This is a genomic window from Micromonospora sp. USAFONa4 (assembly GCF_057197825.1).
Genome location: NZ_CM170072.1, coordinates 5,885,393 through 5,901,272, shown reverse-complemented (window position 1 = coordinate 5,901,272; position 15,880 = coordinate 5,885,393). Strand labels below are relative to the sequence as shown.

Here is a 15,880-nt window from a genome sequence, read left to right as displayed (position 1 = left end):
CACCGCTCTCACCTTGTCTGCCATCCCGTCGGCCGCCGACCCACACACCATGGAGCGGGCCAGGGCCAGGGTGACAAGGTGGAGCGCCGTGCGAAAGGTGGAGCGCCGTGCGAACGGCGCCGGCCGGAAGCCTCGTCGTCCCAGAACAGCCAGAACGGCTGCGACGCGATCCCGGCCACCGCCGGGTCGAAGTCGAGCAGCATCAGGTGATCACGCTCCAGCCACGACTCGTACCCGACGTGAGCGCCGGTCGTCGACGACCACCACAAGCCCGGGAAGTTGCGCTGCCGCTTGTACGACGGGAAGCCGCGTACCGGCTTGACCAGCTCGAACAGCACCCCCGCCGAGTCGATCAAGGAGGTGCGGACCTCCGATCCCTCGGCGCCGACGTAGCCGACCTCGAACTCAGCCGTCAGCGGCCCGCCCAGGCCCGGCACCGCGCGCAGCACCCCGGCACCGTACCGGACGTGCCACCTCAACCCGGACGCGTACTGGGTTCGGGGCGGAACGCGGGCAGACTTTAGAGTGGCGCCGTGAGCAACCAGCCGGTCCGCGACGCCTACTCGCACATGTCCGAGCAGTACATCGCCCTGTTCGATGGTGACTGGCAGGCCCACGTGGATGACACGGCCCTTGTCCGAGACCACCTCGTCGGCTTGGACGGCGCCGTGCTCGATCTCGGTTGCGGCCCCGGGCATTGGAGCGCCTACCTGCATTCGCTCGGCGCCAACGTGACCGGCGTCGACTTGGTACCTGAGTTCATCGGCTACGCCCGGACCCACTTTCCCGGGCCGGCGTTCCAGCTCGGATCAATGACGGACCTGGACCTTCCCGACCACTCGGTGGCCGGCATCCTCTCCTGGTACTCGACCATCCACCTACCGCCATCGGAGCTGGATGCGGTACTCGCCGAGTTCCGCCGGATGCTGCCTCCTTCCGGGAACCTGGTGATCGGCTTCTTCGACAGCGACGACGATGTGACCGCGTTCGACCACAAGGTCCACACGGCATACCGCTGGCCCGTAGACACATTCTCTGCCCGCCTGGCAAAGGCTGGTTTCACCGAACTTCAGCGCTTGCAGCAGCAGTCCCCGGACCGCCCGGACCGCAAGTACGCGGCCATTGCCGCAACAGTCGCCGCGCCGTAGTGCCCGATCGGCACACAGCTGACTGCCGGTCGAGACCAAATACACGCACACTCATCGGGAAGCCTGTCAACTCGCCGAGAACCCGCTAACCTCGCTGAGACCGGACAGCACCGTACCGGACGTGCCACCTCAACCCGGACAGTGCCAACCTCGTGCCAAGTCATACCGGACGGTGCCAACTCAACGCGGACGGGACATCCGGGTCCGCAGCGGCCGGCGAACCGGAATGGCCCGCGGCAGGGAGCAAGATATGGCCATTGGCCGCCAATCTCGACCAGACGCGGTCGAGGACACCCGGCGGGGTGGTGGTTGGCCCACGCGGAGCTGGACGCGGTACGCGCCATCAAGCGCAGCGGCGAGGTCGAGGACACCGTCGAGCCGTCCGTCGCTGGCGCGGGCTGGCGGCGGTGGAATCGACGAACGAGCTCTGCGCCGACGTGCGGATCCGCGGGTTGGCAAACGCGCGGCCACGAACCGGTGACGGGCCCCGGACCGTACGTAGCGGAGCCGCCAACGTCTACCCATGGCAGGGCTGCGACGAGTGGCTGCTGCTCTCCGCCACCCGGCACGAGCACGCCCAGTTCACGACGGTTCGCCCGGTCGCACCGCTGCCACTCGGTTGAAAGCCGTCTCAACACGGATCCGGGGTGCTCAAGGATCAGTTCTTCCTGTTCACCGCCGCCCGCAGGCTCCGTGGCGTCGACGGGCAGCGCTGAGGGTTGATTGTGCCACCACAGCAGCGCTGGCTGACCGGCTCCTCGCTGTCCCTATGGCAGAGGCTGCGCGGCCATGATTAGCGAGTCGATGCCGTGGCGGCGGTCGCGATGCCAACGAGTCGAGGTCGAGCCGATGACCGACCTCCGTTAATCGGCGTTCCGGTTGGCATCGGCAGCCATCCCGTCTTTGCCCGCTCGAGGCGCTACCCTCGACGCATGGGCGCCACTTCGACCCGTTCCGCCCGGCGGTATCAAGCCCGGCCGGGCCGTTCCGCCGTGGTCGTAGACGATCTTGCCGCCCTGCACGGGCCGACCAGCGGTGTCGTGGAGCTGCCACACCGGCTGCTCTGGCGGCCAGACCGCCGCGTCAACCTGGACCAGGAATGGGCGCGCAACGCCCTGTACGAGATTGTGCTGACCGAAGCGGTGCGGGTTGATGAACTTTGCGCCTGGCTCGACGGTCCGACGCTGATCCGGCTATGGAACGACCTCTACCTGCCGCGGGGTGTGCGCCAGGCGTGGGAGGATCGGCATGCGGTGCTGCGCCAGGTTTCGGCCGCAGCCTGATGTCTCACCCTGACCCAGAGCACGTCGAGGTCGCGCGGGTCGCGCTCTCCGTAGCCAAGCAGCACGGGTTTGCCCTCGGCGGTGGACTGGCCTTGCTCCTGCACGGAGTCGTCGACCGGCCGACCGAGGACGTCGACGCCTTCACCGACCGGGCCGACGGAGTCGCCGCAGCGACCGAGGCCGTGGAGACGGCGTTGCTCGAAGCTGGTTTTCAGGTAACACGGGTCGCCGACCACAGCGAGCTGTCGGCAGTGATCTACGGCTTTGACGACCACATGACGGAATGGGAGATCCAACGGGGCAACAGGGTGGTCCGGCTGAGCCTGTCCTGTCAGGCGCGACTCCATGCTCCGGTGGTGATGGATGTCGGCCCGGTCATGGACCTGGCCGACCTGCTCGCCTGGAAGGTCACCGCGCTCGTGGGACGCGCCCGCGAGCGTGACTACGTCGATGTGGCCGCAGTGCTTGACCAGTACACGCCGACCCAGCTGCTGGCCATGGCCCGCCGCGTTGATCCCGGACTTGAGGCAGAGGACGTTCCAGTGGTGGGTCGGCGCCTGGACAGAATGCCTGACGAGGCGTTTGTGCCATATCAGCTGACTCGCGCCGACGTAGTGCAGCTACGACGACGCTTCGCAGCCTGGCCTCGCTGATCGATCGGGCTCACCGAGGGCAGCAGTACATTGGCGCTGTCCCAGCCTTCTGGACCGTAACGACTCCGACGGCTGACCGACGGCGCGCCGGCTCACACCGTGCGCACCGTCGGTCCTTTGGTGTTGTCGGCGCACCAGCCCGTTCGGTCCCGGGATTCCCCGTCTCGGGCTCTCAGCCTGGCTGGCGGCAGGTCGGCTACTCGATGGCAAGCAGCTTGAGGATCGCCGGTACGGGCACGAGGTACCGCCGGCCGACGCGCAGAAGGCGTACCGGGAATTCATTGGTCTTAGCCAGCTCGTAGGCCTTGGTACGCCCGATTCCCAGGATCGCTCCAGCGGTCTCCACATCGGTGGTGACGCCGAGCTCCCGCACCGCCTCAATCGTCCATACCTGGTCCAGCGCCTGGCCCGGCTTGCGTCCGCCGGTTGTGGTTGTTGACATCGTCCGCCGCCCTCCCCTGAGGTCGTGAGCACGCCGGCATCGGCGTCAGCCCTCACGATGCGATCACCCGGTTACTTGGCGCGTTGCCAAGTGAGAGCAACCGCCACGGGTAACGGCAACGGCCACAGCCGCCGGTTACCGTTCGATGCCCGAACTGACGGCCGGGCATCGGGCCCCCTCACCGGAGCCTCCGCAGCCAGAAGCACTGCAATCGAGCGTGACCCAGCGCCTTCGGCCTAGGCCGTGTTTCGGATGTCAGCGTCGGTATGAGCAGCGCGCTTCGCGCCTGCGTCCAGGAGTAGGCCGGCCGCCTGTGAATGATCGCCGCTCAGCGCCCAATCCAGTGGTGAGTAGCCGGTTCCTTGGCCTTCGCGCAGATTCGGGTCTGCGCCGTGGACGAGGAGTAGGTGTACGACGGTGTTGTATCCCCAGGCCGCGGCAGCGCATAGGGGCGTTCCCTCCATGTCCCCTCCGCTCTCGATGTCGGGTACCGCGCCGGCTGCCAGGAGTACCCGCACGAGTTCAGCCGAGCCGTTGACGGATGCCTGATACAGCGGAGTGGTGCGGTCACGGTCGGGAACGTTGGGGTCCGCACCGGCGCGAAGGAGAGCGCTCACGGCTGCGGCGTCTTCGCGTCGCACTGCCTCCATCAGTCGCTTGGTGCGCTTCTTCCTCTGTCGCAGGTTCACGTGCCCAGCGTAGGCAGTGCGCCCAGGCACCGCGATCAACGAGTGGCGCTGAAACGGCTTATGAAACGCACGCTAGCTACCCCGCGGGCGACCAGGTCGCTGCGTCTCCGAGCACGGCCTCCATCAGCTCCGCAGCCTTCCGCTCGCTCTCAGGCAACACATGGGTGTAGACCTCCCGCGTCGTGCGGCTGTCAGCGTGACCAAGCCGCCGCTGCATTACGTGCTCGGGAACACCGGCGTCAGCGCCGGTGGTAGCGGAGGTGTGCCGCGCGTCGTGCAGCGCGATCACCGGGACGCCCGCATCAGCGCACGCCTTCGCCCACTGGTCGGTGAAGTACTTCGGGTAGTACGGTTCCCCATCCTCACGGCAGAACAGGTAACCACCGTCGTGGTACAGGACCCCAGCTTCGGTCTTTTCCACGGCCTGACGCTCCCGGTGGGCGAGCAGTTCCGCTACCAGGGCCGGCCCGAGCGCTACCGCCCGCTTGCTCTTGCCCTTGGGCGCCTTCTCCACCACCCCGTTGCTGGTCGTGGTGCGTTGCCAGTGCAGCAACAGCACTCCCCGATCGAGATCGACGCGCGGCCACTTGAGGCCGGCCAGCTCCCCTCGCCTGGCACCGACGACGATCGCCAGCACCCATGCGGCGCGCAGTCGGTGGTCGGCGTGGTGCTTGAGGAACTTCGCCGACTGCGCCGGCGTCCACACGCCCTTGCGCCCCATCGTCTCCCGCTCGACCTGCCGGGGCTGCCGCACGCCCTCGACGTTGACCCCGAGGTCGCCCAGCGCCTTCATCAGGATCCGGTGCACGATGCGGACAGTGGTCGGCGACAGCGGCCCACCATTCTTGCCGCCGCACTTCAGCAGCTTCTTGTAGAGGTCATGAAGGACACGCTTGTCGAGAGCGTAGAGCTGCCGACCGCCGATGTGCGGGACTACGTAGCAGCGAATGACGTCCCGGTAGTTGCTGAGCGTCGTCTCCTGGACGTCCAACTCACGCTCGTTGAGCCAGCTCTCCAGCTCGGCGGCGACGCTGCCGTCAGCGCCAAGGTCCGCTCCGCCGTAGGCGGCGCGTGCGTCCTGCTCCGCCCTCAGGGCAGCAGCCTGGTTGGGGAATCCTTGCCGCTTGTGCTGGCGGCGACGACCATCCGCGTCAGGCGGGAGGTCGATGATGAAGAACCAGCGGGTCTGACCGTTGGCGAGGCGGTAGTTGTAGACAGCCACGGGGCTGCACCTCCGCAGTAACGGGATCGGGGGATGCAACCCACGTTAAGCGATCTCCGTTACCGCCAGCGTTACCGCAAGATCACACATGATCTTCTATATCCGCTGGTGAATACCAGTCGGGACGGCCGGATTCGAACCGACGACCCCTTGACCCCCAGTCAAGTGCGCTACCAAGCTGCGCCACGTCCCGATGCTCTCGCGCGGATCTCCCCGCGACAGCCGGTACAGCTTAGCGCAGGATCTTCGCGCCGTCCGCACTGCCCCCTCCCGTGCCGGAGCGCGTCGTCCCGCGCACATCCCGCAAGGCGTCCTAGGAGGATAGGGGAGTTGAGGGCAGCGAAAAAGCCGGGTGGGAGCTTGCTCCCACCCGGCTTTCGATCGGTCGGATCAGCCGTGTGCCTTGCCCCGGCCGCCGGGGCCGAGCTTCTTGCGGGGGCGTACGGAGATCTCGATCGGGCTGCCCTCGTAGCCGAACTCCTCGCGCAGCTTGCGCTCGACGAACCGCTGGTAGCCGGCGTCGAGCGGGGCGGTGGTGAACAGCACGAAGCGCGGCGGCGCCACGCCCGCCTGGGTGGCGAAGAGGATCTTCGGCGCCCGACCGCCCCGCACCGGGTGCGGGGTCGCCTGCACCAACGCGGTCAGCCACGAGTTGAGCTGCGCGGTCGGTACGCGGGTCTCCCAGCTGGCCAGGGCCTTGCGCAGCGCCGGCGCGAGCTTGTCGACCGCGCGGCCGGTCTGCGCCGACAGGTTGAGCCGGATCGCCCACGGGATGCGGCGCAGCTCGCGCTCGATCTCCTTGTCCAGGTAGTACCGGCGGTCGGCGTCGACCAGGTCCCACTTGTTGAAGGCGATCACCAGCGCCCGGCCGGCCTCGGTGACCATGGACAGGATCCGCTGGTCCTGCTCGCTGATGGGCTCGCTGGAGTCCAGCAGCACCACGGCGACCTCGGCGGCCTCGATCGCCCCGGCGGTCCGCAGGCTGGCGTAGTACTCGGTGCCGCTGGCCTTGCCGACCCGCTTGCGCAGGCCCGCCGTGTCGACGAGCTGCCAGGTCTCCCCGCCGATCTCGACCAGGCTGTCGACCGGGTCCACGGTGGTGCCGGCGACCGAGTCGACGACCGCCCGCTCCTCGCCCGAGAAGCGGTTGAGCAGGCTGGACTTGCCGACGTTCGGCCGGCCGACGAGGGCCACCCGGCGCGGGCCGCGCGGGCGGTTCTCGACGATCTTCGGGGCCTCCGGCAGCGCGTCCATGATGGCGTCGAGCAGGTCGCCGGAACCACGTCCGTGCAGCGCCGACACCGGGTACGGCTCACCCAGGCCCAGCGACCACAGCGAGGTGGCCTCCATCTCGATGGCGGTGTTGTCGGCCTTGTTCGCGACCAGGATCACCGGCTTGGCGCTGCGGCGCAGCATCCGTACGGCCGCCTCGTCCACGTCCGTCGAGCCGACCATCGCGTCGACCACGAACAGCACCACGTCGGCCGTGACGACCGCCGTCTCGGCCTGCGCCGCGATGGCGGCGGCCCGGTCCTTGGCGTCGGGCTCCCAGCCGCCGGTGTCCACCACGGTGAACTGCCGGCCGGCCCACTGCGCGTCGTACGGCACCCGGTCCCGGGTGACCCCGGGGACGTCCTCGACGACCGCCTGACGACGGCCGATGATCCGGTTGACCAGGGTCGACTTGCCCACGTTGGGGCGGCCGACCACGGCCACGACCGGCTGCGGACCGGTCGGTTCCTCGGTGTCGACGTCCGGTTCCCGCAGCTCGATCCACCCGTCGGTGTCGGTCATGCCACTCCCCGATCGGTCAGCAGGTCGCGCAGGCGCCCGACGACCTCGTCGATGCCCAACTCGGTGGTGTCCAGCACCACGGCGTCGGCGGCCTGGGTCAGCGGGTCGGCCTTGCGCGTCGAGTCGAGCCGGTCCCGCCGGGCCAGGTCGGCAGCCGTCGCCGCCACGTCGGTGGCGTCCTCGGCGCTGCGTCGGGCGGCCCGGGCCGCCTCGGAGGCGGTGAGGTAGACCTTCAGGTCGGCGTCCGGGGCCACCACGGACCCGATGTCGCGGCCCTCGACCACGATCCGGCCGGCATTGGTGATCATCTCCTGCTGCCGGGTGACCAGCAGCGCGCGCACCGCCGGCACGGCGGCCACGGCGGAGACCGCCCCGGTCACCTCCGGCCCGCGGATCTCGGCGTCGACGTTCACGCCGTCGGCGGTCACGCCGTACCCCTGCGGGTCGGTGCCGATGCGCAGGTCCACCTCGCCGGCGACCTTGGCCACCGACTCGGCGTCGGTCAGGTCGACCCCCGAGCGCAGCACCGCCCAGGTGATGGCGCGGTACATGGCGCCGGTGTCGAGGTAGCGGGCACCGAGGCCGACGGCGAGCCGCCGGGAGACGGTGGACTTACCCGAACCGGACGGTCCGTCCACAGCGACCACACATCGCCCGGCCCGTTCGTTTTCCTCCACCGTCGTCCTCCTCAGCCCGTACCTCACGAAACACCGGATGTGTCGCGAGCGGTTGTCCAAACGTTCTCAATGATGCCCGGCGCCGCGCCGCCCGGTGGGCGCCGCCCGCGCCGGGCCGCCAGGGAGCCTACCGGCAGCCGTACCCCGAACTCGGGGGTCAGTCACCCACGGCCTTGAACAGGGCGGCGACCTCCGCGTTGGTCAGCCGCCGCGTCCGCCCGGCGCGCAGGTCGCCCAGCCGGATCGGCCCGATCGCGGTACGCACCAGCCGGCTCACCGGGTGGCCCACCTCGTCGAGCAGCCGGCGGACGATGTGCTTGCGCCCCTCGTGCAGGCTCAGCTCCACCTGGGCGGAACGTCCCAGCGTGTCCACCACCCGGAAGGAGTCGATCTTCACCGGGCCGTCCTCGAGTTCCACGCCGGCCATCAGCCGCTTGCCGAGGTTGCGCGGGATCGGCCCGGACACCTCGCAGAGGTACGTCTTCTGCACCCCGTACGACGGGTGCATCAGCCGGTGCGCGAGGGTGCCGTCGTTGGTGAGCAGCAGCAGGCCCTCGCTGTCGGCGTCGAGCCGCCCGACGTGGTAGACCCGCTGCTCCACCCGGTTGCCGAGGAAGTCGGCGAGCGCCGTGCGGCCCTTCTCGTCGGCCATCGTGGAGACGACCCCGCGGGGCTTGTTCATGGCCAGGTAGACCAGTCGGGTGTCGGCGACGAGGCGCTCGCCGTCGACGTGGATCACGGCGGTGGCGGGGTCGACCTTGTCGCCGAGCTGGGCGACCCGGCCGTCGACGGTGACCCGGCGACGGAAGATCAGGTCCTCGCAGGCGCGCCGGGAACCCACGCCGGCGGCGGCCAGCACCTTCTGCAGGCGCTCGGCCCCCTCGAAGGCGGGCGCGTCGGGGCGGGGCGTGCGGTCATCGCGTGGCATCGGCAAGCTCTTCTACATCGTCGGGAAGGAACGGGGCCAGCGGCGGGAGGTCGTCGACGCTGTTCAGCCCGAGCTTTTCCAGGAACATCGTGGTGGTCCGGTAGAGGAACGCCCCGCTGTCCGGTTCGGTGCCGCACTCCTCGACCAACCCGCGAGAGACCAGGGTACGGATCACCCCGTCGCAGTTGACACCCCGGATGGCGGAGATCCGCGACCGGGTCACGGGCTGCTTGTAGGCGACCACGGCCAGTGTCTCCAGCGCGGCCTGGGTCAGCCGCACGGACTGCCCGTCCAGTACGAACCGTTCCACGTAGGTGGCGTATTCCGGGCGGGTGTAGAGACGCCAGCCACCCGCGGCCCGGCGCAGCTCGAAGCCGTGCCCGGCGGCCGTGTAGCCCGCGGCGATCTCGTCCAGCATCGGCCCGATCCGCTCGGCGGGCTGCTCCAGCACCTGGGCGAGGACCAGCTCGCTGACCGGCTCGTCCACCACCAGCAGGATCGCCTCCAGCGCCCCGCGCAGCTCCGCGTCGTCGAGTTCCGGCGCCGGCTCGGGCACGGCCCGCCGCCGCCCCGCCGGCCCCTTCGCGGGTACACCCCCCGCCGGTCCGCCCGCAGCGCCGCTCTCCCCCGCCGGTCCCACTCCCGCAGGCCCTACTGCGGCCGTGCTCTCCCCGGCCGGCCCTGCTGGCCCCGCCGACCCGGCCATCGGCGCCGACCCCGCCGACCCGACCACCGGTGCCGGCTCCTCAGGCGCAGCCACCGGTGCCGGCGCTTCGAGCCCTGCCGCCGGTACCGGCGCTTCAGGCCCTGCCGGCTCCCTGGGCTGGTCCCCGTTCGCGGTCGCCGCGCCCGAGCCCGCCTCCCGGGCGGCGTCGGAATCCTTGGAGATCTTGGTAGGTTCGGGCCCCTCCGGGGGCGCGGAAGTACCAAGATCTCCGGCTTCGGGGGCCGTGGCGGGGGCCGTGGGGCGCTGCCAGGGCGGCACCCAGGCGGCGGCCTGGTCGGCCAGGGAGTCCCGACGCTCGTCGCTGCTCATCCCGCTCGCTCCTCCGGCGTCGCCGCCCCGCTCTCGTCCGCCGCCACACCCGACGACGTCCCGCTCTCCACCACCGCCGCACCCGACGCCGATCCGCTGTCAGCCTCTGCCGATCCGGCGTCCGCCCCCGAACCGGCGTCCGTCGCCGCACCCGGCACCGATCCGCTGTCGACCACCCATCCGGTGTCCGCCGTCGCACCCGGCGGCGATCCTGCGTCCACCACGGCCGAACCGGCGTCCTCCGGCGCCGCTCCGGCGTCGACCTCGGCCAGCCCGGCGTCCGCCGCCGATACGGTGTCGGCCGCCAGCGCACCTGCGACCGCGTCTGAACCGCTCCCGTCCGCCGTGCCGTCCGGCACCGGCCGCCGCTCGGCCGACGCTGCCGGCAGCGGGCCGGAGCCCGCCGACTCGGGCGGGGTGCCGGCGTACTCGTCGACGTGCAGGTCGGGACCGCCGTCGGCGGGACCGGTCCAGCGTACGGTCAGCTCCTCCAGGGCCTGCTCCTGGACGAAGGCGACCAGGCCCTCCCGGTAGAGCTCCAGCAGGGCCAGGAACCGGGCCACCACCTCCAGGGTGGCCTCGCAGTCGGCGCAGAGCAGCGAGAAGGTGGCCGTGCCGGCCCGGCGCAGCCGCTCGGTGAGGATTCCCGCGTGCTCCCGGACGCTGACCCGGACCATGTGCACGTGGGCGATGGAGACCTCGGGCACCGGCTTCGGCGTCATGGCCCTGATCGCCAGCTTCAGCAGCCGCTCCGGGCCGATGCCGAGCACCAGGTCGGGCAGCGCGTCGGCGTACCGGGCCTCCAGGGTGACCGCGCGGGGGTAGCGCCGGCCGCCGACCTCCTCCAGCGCGGCAATGTGCGCCGCCGCCTCCTTGTACGCCTTGTACTGCAACAGCCGGGCGAAGAGCAGGTCCCGCGCCTCCAACAGCGCCAGGTCCTCCTCGTCCTCGACCTCGGCGGCGGGCAGCAGCCGGGCCGCCTTCAGGTCGAGCAGCGTCGCGGCGATGAGCAGGAACTCGCTGGCCTCGTCCAGGTCCCACTGGTCGCCCATCGCGCGGATGTACGCGATGAACTCGTCGGTGACCCGGTGCAGCGCCACCTCGGTCACGTCGAGCTTGTGCTTGCCGATCAACTGGAGCAGCAGGTCGAACGGGCCGGTGAAGTTCGCCAGCCGGACGGTGAACCCGCCGCTCTCCACCGCCGCCCCCGGCACGCCGGCCGGATCCGTCCGCACCTCGGCGACGGCCTCGGCGGCCCGTGCGGGCGGCTGCTCCGGCGTCGTCGGAGGGTCGAGGGGTGGCGCGGTCACCGGAAGACCGTAGTCCACGCCCCGGCCGGCTCGGCGCGAAGGTGCACGCCGGCCTACCGCTCGGCCTGGGCGGCGATCACCTCGCGGGCCAGTTGGCGGTAGTTGCGGGCACCGGACGAGGCCGGGTCGAGCGTGGTGATCGGGGCACCGGCGACGGTGGACTCGGGGAACTTGACGGTCTTGGTGATCACCGTCTGGTAGACCTTGTCGCCGAAGGCCTCCACGACCCGCTGGAGCACCTGTCGGCAGTGGGTGGTGCGGCTGTCGTACATGGTGGCGAGGATGCCCTCGAGCTCCAGGTCGAAGTTGAGCCGCTCGCGCACCTTGTCGATGGTGTCCAGCAGCAGGGCCACCCCGCGCAGGCTGAAGAACTCGCACTCCAGCGGGATGAGCACGCCGTGCGCCACGGTCAGCGCGTTGATCGCCAGCAGGCCCAGCGAGGGCTGGCAGTCGATCAGGATGTAGTCGTACTCCTTGCGGACCGACCGGAGCACGCGGGCCAGGGCCATCTCCCGGGCGACCTCGTTGACCAGCTGGATCTCGGCCGCGGAGAGGTCGATGTTGGCCGGCAGCAGGTGCAGCCCCGCCACGTCGGTCTTGATCAGGACGTCCTCGGCGGTGACGTCGTCCTGCATGAGCAGGTTGTAGACCGACAGGTCGAGGTTGTGCGGGTTGACCCCCAGCCCGACCGAGAGGGCGCCCTGCGGGTCGAAGTCGACGAGCAGCACCTTGCGGCCGTACTCGGCCAGTGCGGCGCCCAGGTTGATGGTCGTGGTGGTCTTGCCCACACCACCCTTCTGGTTGGCCATCGCGATGATCCGGGCCGGGCCGTGCCGGTCGGTCGGCATCGGCTCGGGAATCGGCTTACGCATCGTGTATGCCGCCGGATCCGCCGGACCGAGATCCGCCCCGAGCGTGGCCTGCTGCTCGCGGAGCTCCGACGTCCAGGTCTCGGCACGGTCACCGTTGCCAGCCATGTGCTCGTTGCCCCCTCCCGACGACCACCCGGCGTCGGAGCCGTCCGACGTCCTTCGCGGCGCCGCTGCGCACCCCGGGCTGCATCACCATCGCCCCAGGAGGTCCGCGCCGATGCCGACTGTACGCCACCGCCCGGCGGCCCGGTCGCACCCGCTCGGCGTGTCGCCGCCCCGCCGACCAGGCCAGCCACCGGCGGCGTGCACCGCGCGCCCGCCCCGGGCACCGTCGCACCGCGCGAACCGGCCGGCGGCCACCGGAGCGGACCGCGGTCCGGCCGACCTCGGAGGGGCGGCCGGCGGGGCCGGCCCCGCGCCCGGACCGGGGCCGGAGCCGGAGCCGGAGCCCGAGCCGGGCGGGTCATCCACGCGCCCGGGGATGGGCGGTGGCGTACACCTCGCGCAGGCGCTCGACCGTGACCAGGGTGTAGACCTGGGTGGTGGTCACCGAGGCGTGGCCGAGCAGTTCCTGCACCACACGTACGTCCGCGCCGCCGTCGAGCAGGTGGGTGGCGTAGGAGTGGCGCAGGGTGTGCGGGGAGACCGCGTCCGGGCCGTCCACCGGCAGCCCGGCCCGCTGGGCGGCGCGACGCAGGATGGTCCACGCGCCCTGCCGGGTCAGCGCGCCGCCGCGGGCGTTGAGGAAGACCGCCGGGGTGCCCCGGCCGGCGGCGGCGAGCCCGGGGCGGGCCCGCACCAGCCAGGCCCGCACCGCCTCGACGGCGTACCCCCCGACCGGGACGAGCCGGGTGCGGCCGCCCTTGCCGCGCAGCAGCACGGTGCCCTCGTCCACGTCCAGGTCGTCCACGGCGGCGCCGACCGCCTCGGAGATCCGCGCCCCGGTGCCGTACAAAAACTCCAGCAGCGCCCGGTCGCGCAGCGCGAGCGGCGCCTGGTCGCCGGCGGCGGTCAGCGACCCGGCGGTCTCCAGCAACCGCACCACGGCGTCGGCCGGCAGCGCGCGGGGCAGCCGGCGCGGCGGCGTGGGCGGGCGGACGTCCCGGCTCGGGTCGGCGCCGGCCAGCCCCTCGCGCAACGCGAACCGGTGCAGGCCGCGTACCGCGCTGGCCGCCCGCGCGGCCGAGGCGACCGCGAGTGGCGGATGCTCCCCGTCGCCGGCGCGCAGCCGGGCCAGGTGCGCCTCGACCTGCCCGGGGCCGACGGCGGCCAGGTCGGGCACGCCGGCCGCCGCCAGGGTGGCCAGGTAGCGCTCCAGGTCCCGCCGGTACGACGCGAGCGTGTTCGCCGACAGTCCCCGTTCGACGGTGAGGTGGTCGAGGTAGCCGCGGACGGCACGACGCAGGGCCGGCGCGGGCTCCACGCCCGCGCCGGCCCCGTCCGGTGTGCCGGTCAGCCCGCCACCTCTCAGGCCAGCGCGTCGGCCAGCGCGAGGGGCGCCATGCCGTGCGCCTCGGCGACCGGGCCGTAGGTGACCTGCCCGTCGTGGGTGTTCAGGCCCAGCGCCAGGGCCGGGTCGCGACGCAGCGCCTCGCGCCAGCCGTGGTTGGCCAGCTCCAGCGCGTACGGCAGGGTGACGTTGGTCAGCGCGTAGGTGCTGGTGTGCGGCACCGCGCCCGGCATGTTCGCCACGCAGTAGAAGATCGAGTCGTGCACCTGGTAGGTCGGCTCGGCATGGGTGGTGGGACGCGAGTCCTCGAAGCAGCCGCCCTGGTCGATGGAGATGTCGACGAGCACGCTGCCCGGCTTCATCCGGGAGACCAGCTCGTTGGAGATCAGGGTCGGGGCCTTCGCGCCGGGCACCAGCACCGCGCCGATGACGAGGTCCGCGTCCAGCACGGCCCGCTCGATCTCGTACGCGTTGGAGGCGACCGTCTGCAGGTGGCCCCGGTAGATGGCGTCGGCTTGGCGCAGCCGGGCGACGTTCTTGTCCAGCAGCAGCACCTCGGCCTGCAGGCCGAGCGCGATCGCGGCGGCGTTCATGCCGGAGACGCCGGCCCCGATGACCACGGTCTTCGCGGCGTACACGCCGGAGACGCCGCCCATCAGGATGCCGCGCCCGCCGCCCTGCCGCTGGAGGTGGTAGGCGCCCACCTGCGGGGCGAGGCGACCGGCCACCTCGGACATCGGGGCGAGCAGCGGCAGCGACCGGTCGGGCAGCTCGACGGTCTCGTACGCGATGCCGGTGACCTTGCGGTCGACCAGCGCGTCGGTGCACGCCTTCGAGGCGGCCAGGTGCAGGTAGGTGAAGAGCACCTGCCCCTCGCGCATCCGGTGGTACTCCTCGGCGATCGGCTCCTTGACCTTGAGCACCAGCTCGGCGGTCTCCCACACCTCGTCGGCGGTGGCCAGGATCTTGGCACCGGCGGCGGCGAACTCGTCGTCGCCGATGCTGGACCCGACGCCGGCGCCGGACTCGACGAAGACCTGGTGACCGCTGCGGACGAACTCGTTGACGCCCGCCGGCGTGATCGCCACGCGGTACTCGTGGTTCTTGACCTCGCGGGGGATTCCGACCTTCACGATGCAGACACCTCTCTTCGGGGCTGCGCTCCCCCGACTGCGCGGTGCCACGACGGCCCCTTTGCCGCCGCGGTCCACCGGTCCCGCCGGCGGCAGTCTAGGCGCGTCGCCGCCCCCGATGAGGCAGCACAGTGACATCCGGTGCCCGCACCCGCTGACGATGTGTCAGGCGTGAACCGGGCCGGCGGTGGGACCCGCACCTCAGCCGTCAGGACAGTGTTCATCCATTATCGTCCCACTCTTCGGGTACCGCTGCGGACAGGAGAGCAGTGGATCACTAGGGTGTCGCCTCATGACCACACCTCCTTACCAGCCCGGCTACCCCAACCAGCCCGGGTACCCGTCGGGTGTCTCCGACAAGAGCAAGGTCGTCGCGGGCGTCCTGCAGATCGTGCTCGGCACCTTCGGCGTCGGCCGCTTCTACATGGGCGACACCAAGACCGGCGTCATCCAGCTCATCGTGTCCCTCGTGACGTGCGGCATCGGCGGCATCTGGGGCCTCGTCGACGGCGTCCTGATCCTGATCAACGGTGGCGTCGACGGGCAGGGCCGGCCGCTGCGCGACTGACCACCCGGAACGACGAAAGGGGCCGTGCGGACGTACCGCACGGCCCCTTCACGTTCTTCCCGGCTCAGCCCGGCAGGGGCGCGTCGGCCCGGCGCAGCGCCGACCAGCCGGTGTCGCGGGCCCGGGCGGCGGCGAGCAGCCCGGTCACGCAGGAGGCGTTGGTGATCTCGCCCGCGAGGACCATGCGGACCGCCTCGTCCAGGTCGATACGGACGACCTGGAGGTCGGCCTCCTCCTCGCGACGCTCGTGCCGCTGCTCCGCCGGCACGGCGGCCAGGTCCCGGGCCAGAAAGACCCGGACCAGCTCGTTGGTGAAGCCCGGCGAGCTGTGCAGGTCCACCAGGACGTCGATCCGCCCGGCGGTGAGGTCGACCTCCTCGGCCAGCTCCCGGACCGCGGCGGCGGCCAGGTCCTCGCCGGAGACGTCGGTCAGCCCGGCCGGCAGCTCCCACAGGTGCCGCCCCACCGGGTGCCGGTACTGGCGGATCAGCACCACCTGGCCGGCGGAGTCGAGCGCCACCACGGCGACCGCGCCGACGTGCCGGACGAAGTCGCGGACCCCCGTCCCACCGCCCGGCATGGTCACCTCCTCGCTGACCACGTCGAAGATCCGGCCCCGGTAGCGCTCGGTGCGCGAGCGCACCTCGTAGCGGTGCTCGACGGCGCTCACGCCGC

The 15,880-nt window shown here is 71.3% G+C and carries 17 protein-coding genes, 1 tRNA gene and 1 pseudogene; 5 read left to right on the top strand and 14 right to left on the bottom strand.

The features are described 5' to 3' along the window. Positions 1 to 8: 8 nt before the first annotated feature. Entirely contained in the window at positions 9 to 449 is a 441-nt protein-coding gene (locus AC0OO9_RS26040) for a TnsA-like heteromeric transposase endonuclease subunit (RefSeq protein ID WP_484513041.1), read from the bottom strand. A 120-nt stretch (positions 450 to 569) separates the two neighbouring features. Here AC0OO9_RS26040 and AC0OO9_RS26035 point away from each other — a divergent pair, with 120 nt between their 5' ends. From AC0OO9_RS26035 to AC0OO9_RS26020, 4 genes are all read left to right on the top strand, one after another. Beyond that, a complete protein-coding gene (locus AC0OO9_RS26035) occupies positions 570 to 1,148 on the top strand; it encodes a class I SAM-dependent methyltransferase (protein WP_484518052.1) in 579 nt (192 codons plus the stop codon). A gap of 407 nt (positions 1,149 to 1,555) precedes the next feature. Continuing rightward, positions 1,556 to 1,771: a hypothetical protein gene (locus AC0OO9_RS26030; RefSeq protein WP_484513039.1), complete on the top strand. Its 216-nt coding sequence runs from the start codon at positions 1,556 to 1,558 to the stop codon at positions 1,769 to 1,771. A 309-nt stretch (positions 1,772 to 2,080) separates the two neighbouring features. Next, positions 2,081 to 2,431 (top strand): hypothetical protein, encoded by a 351-nt coding sequence (locus AC0OO9_RS26025; protein ID WP_484513038.1) that lies wholly within the window; start codon positions 2,081 to 2,083, stop codon positions 2,429 to 2,431. After that, positions 2,431 to 3,084, top strand: coding sequence for a nucleotidyl transferase AbiEii/AbiGii toxin family protein (locus tag AC0OO9_RS26020; RefSeq protein WP_484513036.1), 654 nt, complete (start codon positions 2,431 to 2,433; stop codon positions 3,082 to 3,084). Before AC0OO9_RS26025 ends, AC0OO9_RS26020 begins: the two co-directional genes overlap by 1 nt. 196 nt (positions 3,085 to 3,280) lie before the next feature. Here AC0OO9_RS26020 and AC0OO9_RS26015 read toward each other — a convergent pair whose 3' ends face one another. From AC0OO9_RS26015 to ald, 12 genes and pseudogenes are all read right to left on the bottom strand, one after another. Next, positions 3,281 to 3,526: a helix-turn-helix domain-containing protein gene (locus AC0OO9_RS26015; protein WP_210839716.1), complete on the bottom strand. Its 246-nt coding sequence runs from the start codon at positions 3,524 to 3,526 to the stop codon at positions 3,281 to 3,283. Between the two features lie 236 nt (positions 3,527 to 3,762). Further along, entirely contained in the window at positions 3,763 to 4,215 is a 453-nt protein-coding gene (locus AC0OO9_RS26010) for an ankyrin repeat domain-containing protein (RefSeq protein ID WP_484513033.1), read from the bottom strand. 76 nt (positions 4,216 to 4,291) lie between these two features. After that, positions 4,292 to 5,437, bottom strand: a complete 1,146-nt coding sequence (locus AC0OO9_RS26005) for a tyrosine-type recombinase/integrase (protein ID WP_484513031.1) — start codon at positions 5,435 to 5,437, stop codon at positions 4,292 to 4,294. Between the two features lie 119 nt (positions 5,438 to 5,556). Next, a tRNA-Pro gene (locus AC0OO9_RS26000) sits at positions 5,557 to 5,630 on the bottom strand. A gap of 197 nt (positions 5,631 to 5,827) precedes the next feature. Further along, positions 5,828 to 7,231: a ribosome biogenesis GTPase Der gene (gene der / locus AC0OO9_RS25995; RefSeq protein WP_484513030.1), complete on the bottom strand. Its 1,404-nt coding sequence runs from the start codon at positions 7,229 to 7,231 to the stop codon at positions 5,828 to 5,830. Next, complete coding sequence (cmk, locus tag AC0OO9_RS25990; RefSeq protein WP_132234406.1) at positions 7,228 to 7,908, bottom strand: (d)CMP kinase; 681 nt, start codon at positions 7,906 to 7,908, stop codon at positions 7,228 to 7,230. The genes der and cmk overlap by 4 nt, the downstream gene beginning before the upstream one ends. Positions 7,909 to 8,065: 157 nt before the next feature. After that, on the bottom strand, positions 8,066 to 8,836 hold the full coding sequence (locus tag AC0OO9_RS25985) for a pseudouridine synthase (RefSeq protein WP_421458327.1): 771 nt from the start codon (positions 8,834 to 8,836) through the stop codon (positions 8,066 to 8,068). Next, the gene (gene scpB, locus AC0OO9_RS25980; protein ID WP_484513028.1) at positions 8,823 to 9,872 is read right to left on the bottom strand and encodes an SMC-Scp complex subunit ScpB; all 1,050 of its coding nucleotides are present in this window, start codon (positions 9,870 to 9,872) and stop codon (positions 8,823 to 8,825) included. Before scpB ends, AC0OO9_RS25985 begins: the two co-directional genes overlap by 14 nt. Before the next feature lie 317 nt (positions 9,873 to 10,189). Continuing rightward, positions 10,190 to 11,182, bottom strand: a pseudogene (locus tag AC0OO9_RS25975) (segregation and condensation protein A); the annotation flags it as partial. 53 nt (positions 11,183 to 11,235) lie between these two features. Further along, positions 11,236 to 12,159 carry a ParA family protein gene (locus tag AC0OO9_RS25970; protein ID WP_121397670.1) on the bottom strand — a complete coding sequence of 308 codons (924 nt, stop codon included), beginning with the start codon at positions 12,157 to 12,159 and terminating at the stop codon, positions 11,236 to 11,238. A 358-nt stretch (positions 12,160 to 12,517) separates the two neighbouring features. Further along, positions 12,518 to 13,510, bottom strand: coding sequence for a site-specific tyrosine recombinase XerD (locus AC0OO9_RS25965; RefSeq protein ID WP_484518051.1), 993 nt, complete (start codon positions 13,508 to 13,510; stop codon positions 12,518 to 12,520). An 11-nt stretch (positions 13,511 to 13,521) separates the two neighbouring features. Beyond that, on the bottom strand, positions 13,522 to 14,637 hold the full coding sequence (gene ald, locus AC0OO9_RS25960; RefSeq protein ID WP_132234416.1) for an alanine dehydrogenase: 1,116 nt from the start codon (positions 14,635 to 14,637) through the stop codon (positions 13,522 to 13,524). Positions 14,638 to 14,863: 226 nt separating this feature from the next. On the opposite strand from ald, the gene AC0OO9_RS25955 reads away from it, so the two are divergent. Then, positions 14,864 to 15,205: a TM2 domain-containing protein gene (locus AC0OO9_RS25955; protein WP_357580379.1), complete on the top strand. Its 342-nt coding sequence runs from the start codon at positions 14,864 to 14,866 to the stop codon at positions 15,203 to 15,205. 64 nt (positions 15,206 to 15,269) lie between these two features. On the opposite strand, the gene AC0OO9_RS25950 is transcribed toward AC0OO9_RS25955, so the two are convergent. Then, positions 15,270 to 15,875, bottom strand: coding sequence for an NUDIX domain-containing protein (locus AC0OO9_RS25950; protein ID WP_484518050.1), 606 nt, complete (start codon positions 15,873 to 15,875; stop codon positions 15,270 to 15,272). Between the last annotated feature and the right edge of the window lie 5 nt (positions 15,876 to 15,880).

Coding starts and splice junctions, on each gene's coding strand:
- AC0OO9_RS25985 (WP_421458327.1), bottom strand. CDS start 8,836: ATGCCACGCGATGACCGCACGCCCCGCCCCGACGCGCCCGCCTTCGAG.
- scpB (WP_484513028.1), bottom strand. CDS start 9,872: ATGAGCAGCGACGAGCGTCGGGACTCCCTGGCCGACCAGGCCGCCGCC.
- AC0OO9_RS26025 (WP_484513038.1), top strand. CDS start 2,081: ATGGGCGCCACTTCGACCCGTTCCGCCCGGCGGTATCAAGCCCGGCCG.
- AC0OO9_RS26020 (WP_484513036.1), top strand. CDS start 2,431: ATGTCTCACCCTGACCCAGAGCACGTCGAGGTCGCGCGGGTCGCGCTC.
- AC0OO9_RS26015 (WP_210839716.1), bottom strand. CDS start 3,526: ATGTCAACAACCACAACCGGCGGACGCAAGCCGGGCCAGGCGCTGGAC.
- AC0OO9_RS25970 (WP_121397670.1), bottom strand. CDS start 12,159: ATGGCTGGCAACGGTGACCGTGCCGAGACCTGGACGTCGGAGCTCCGC.
- der (WP_484513030.1), bottom strand. CDS start 7,231: ATGACCGACACCGACGGGTGGATCGAGCTGCGGGAACCGGACGTCGAC.
- AC0OO9_RS26035 (WP_484518052.1), top strand. CDS start 570: ATGTCCGAGCAGTACATCGCCCTGTTCGATGGTGACTGGCAGGCCCAC.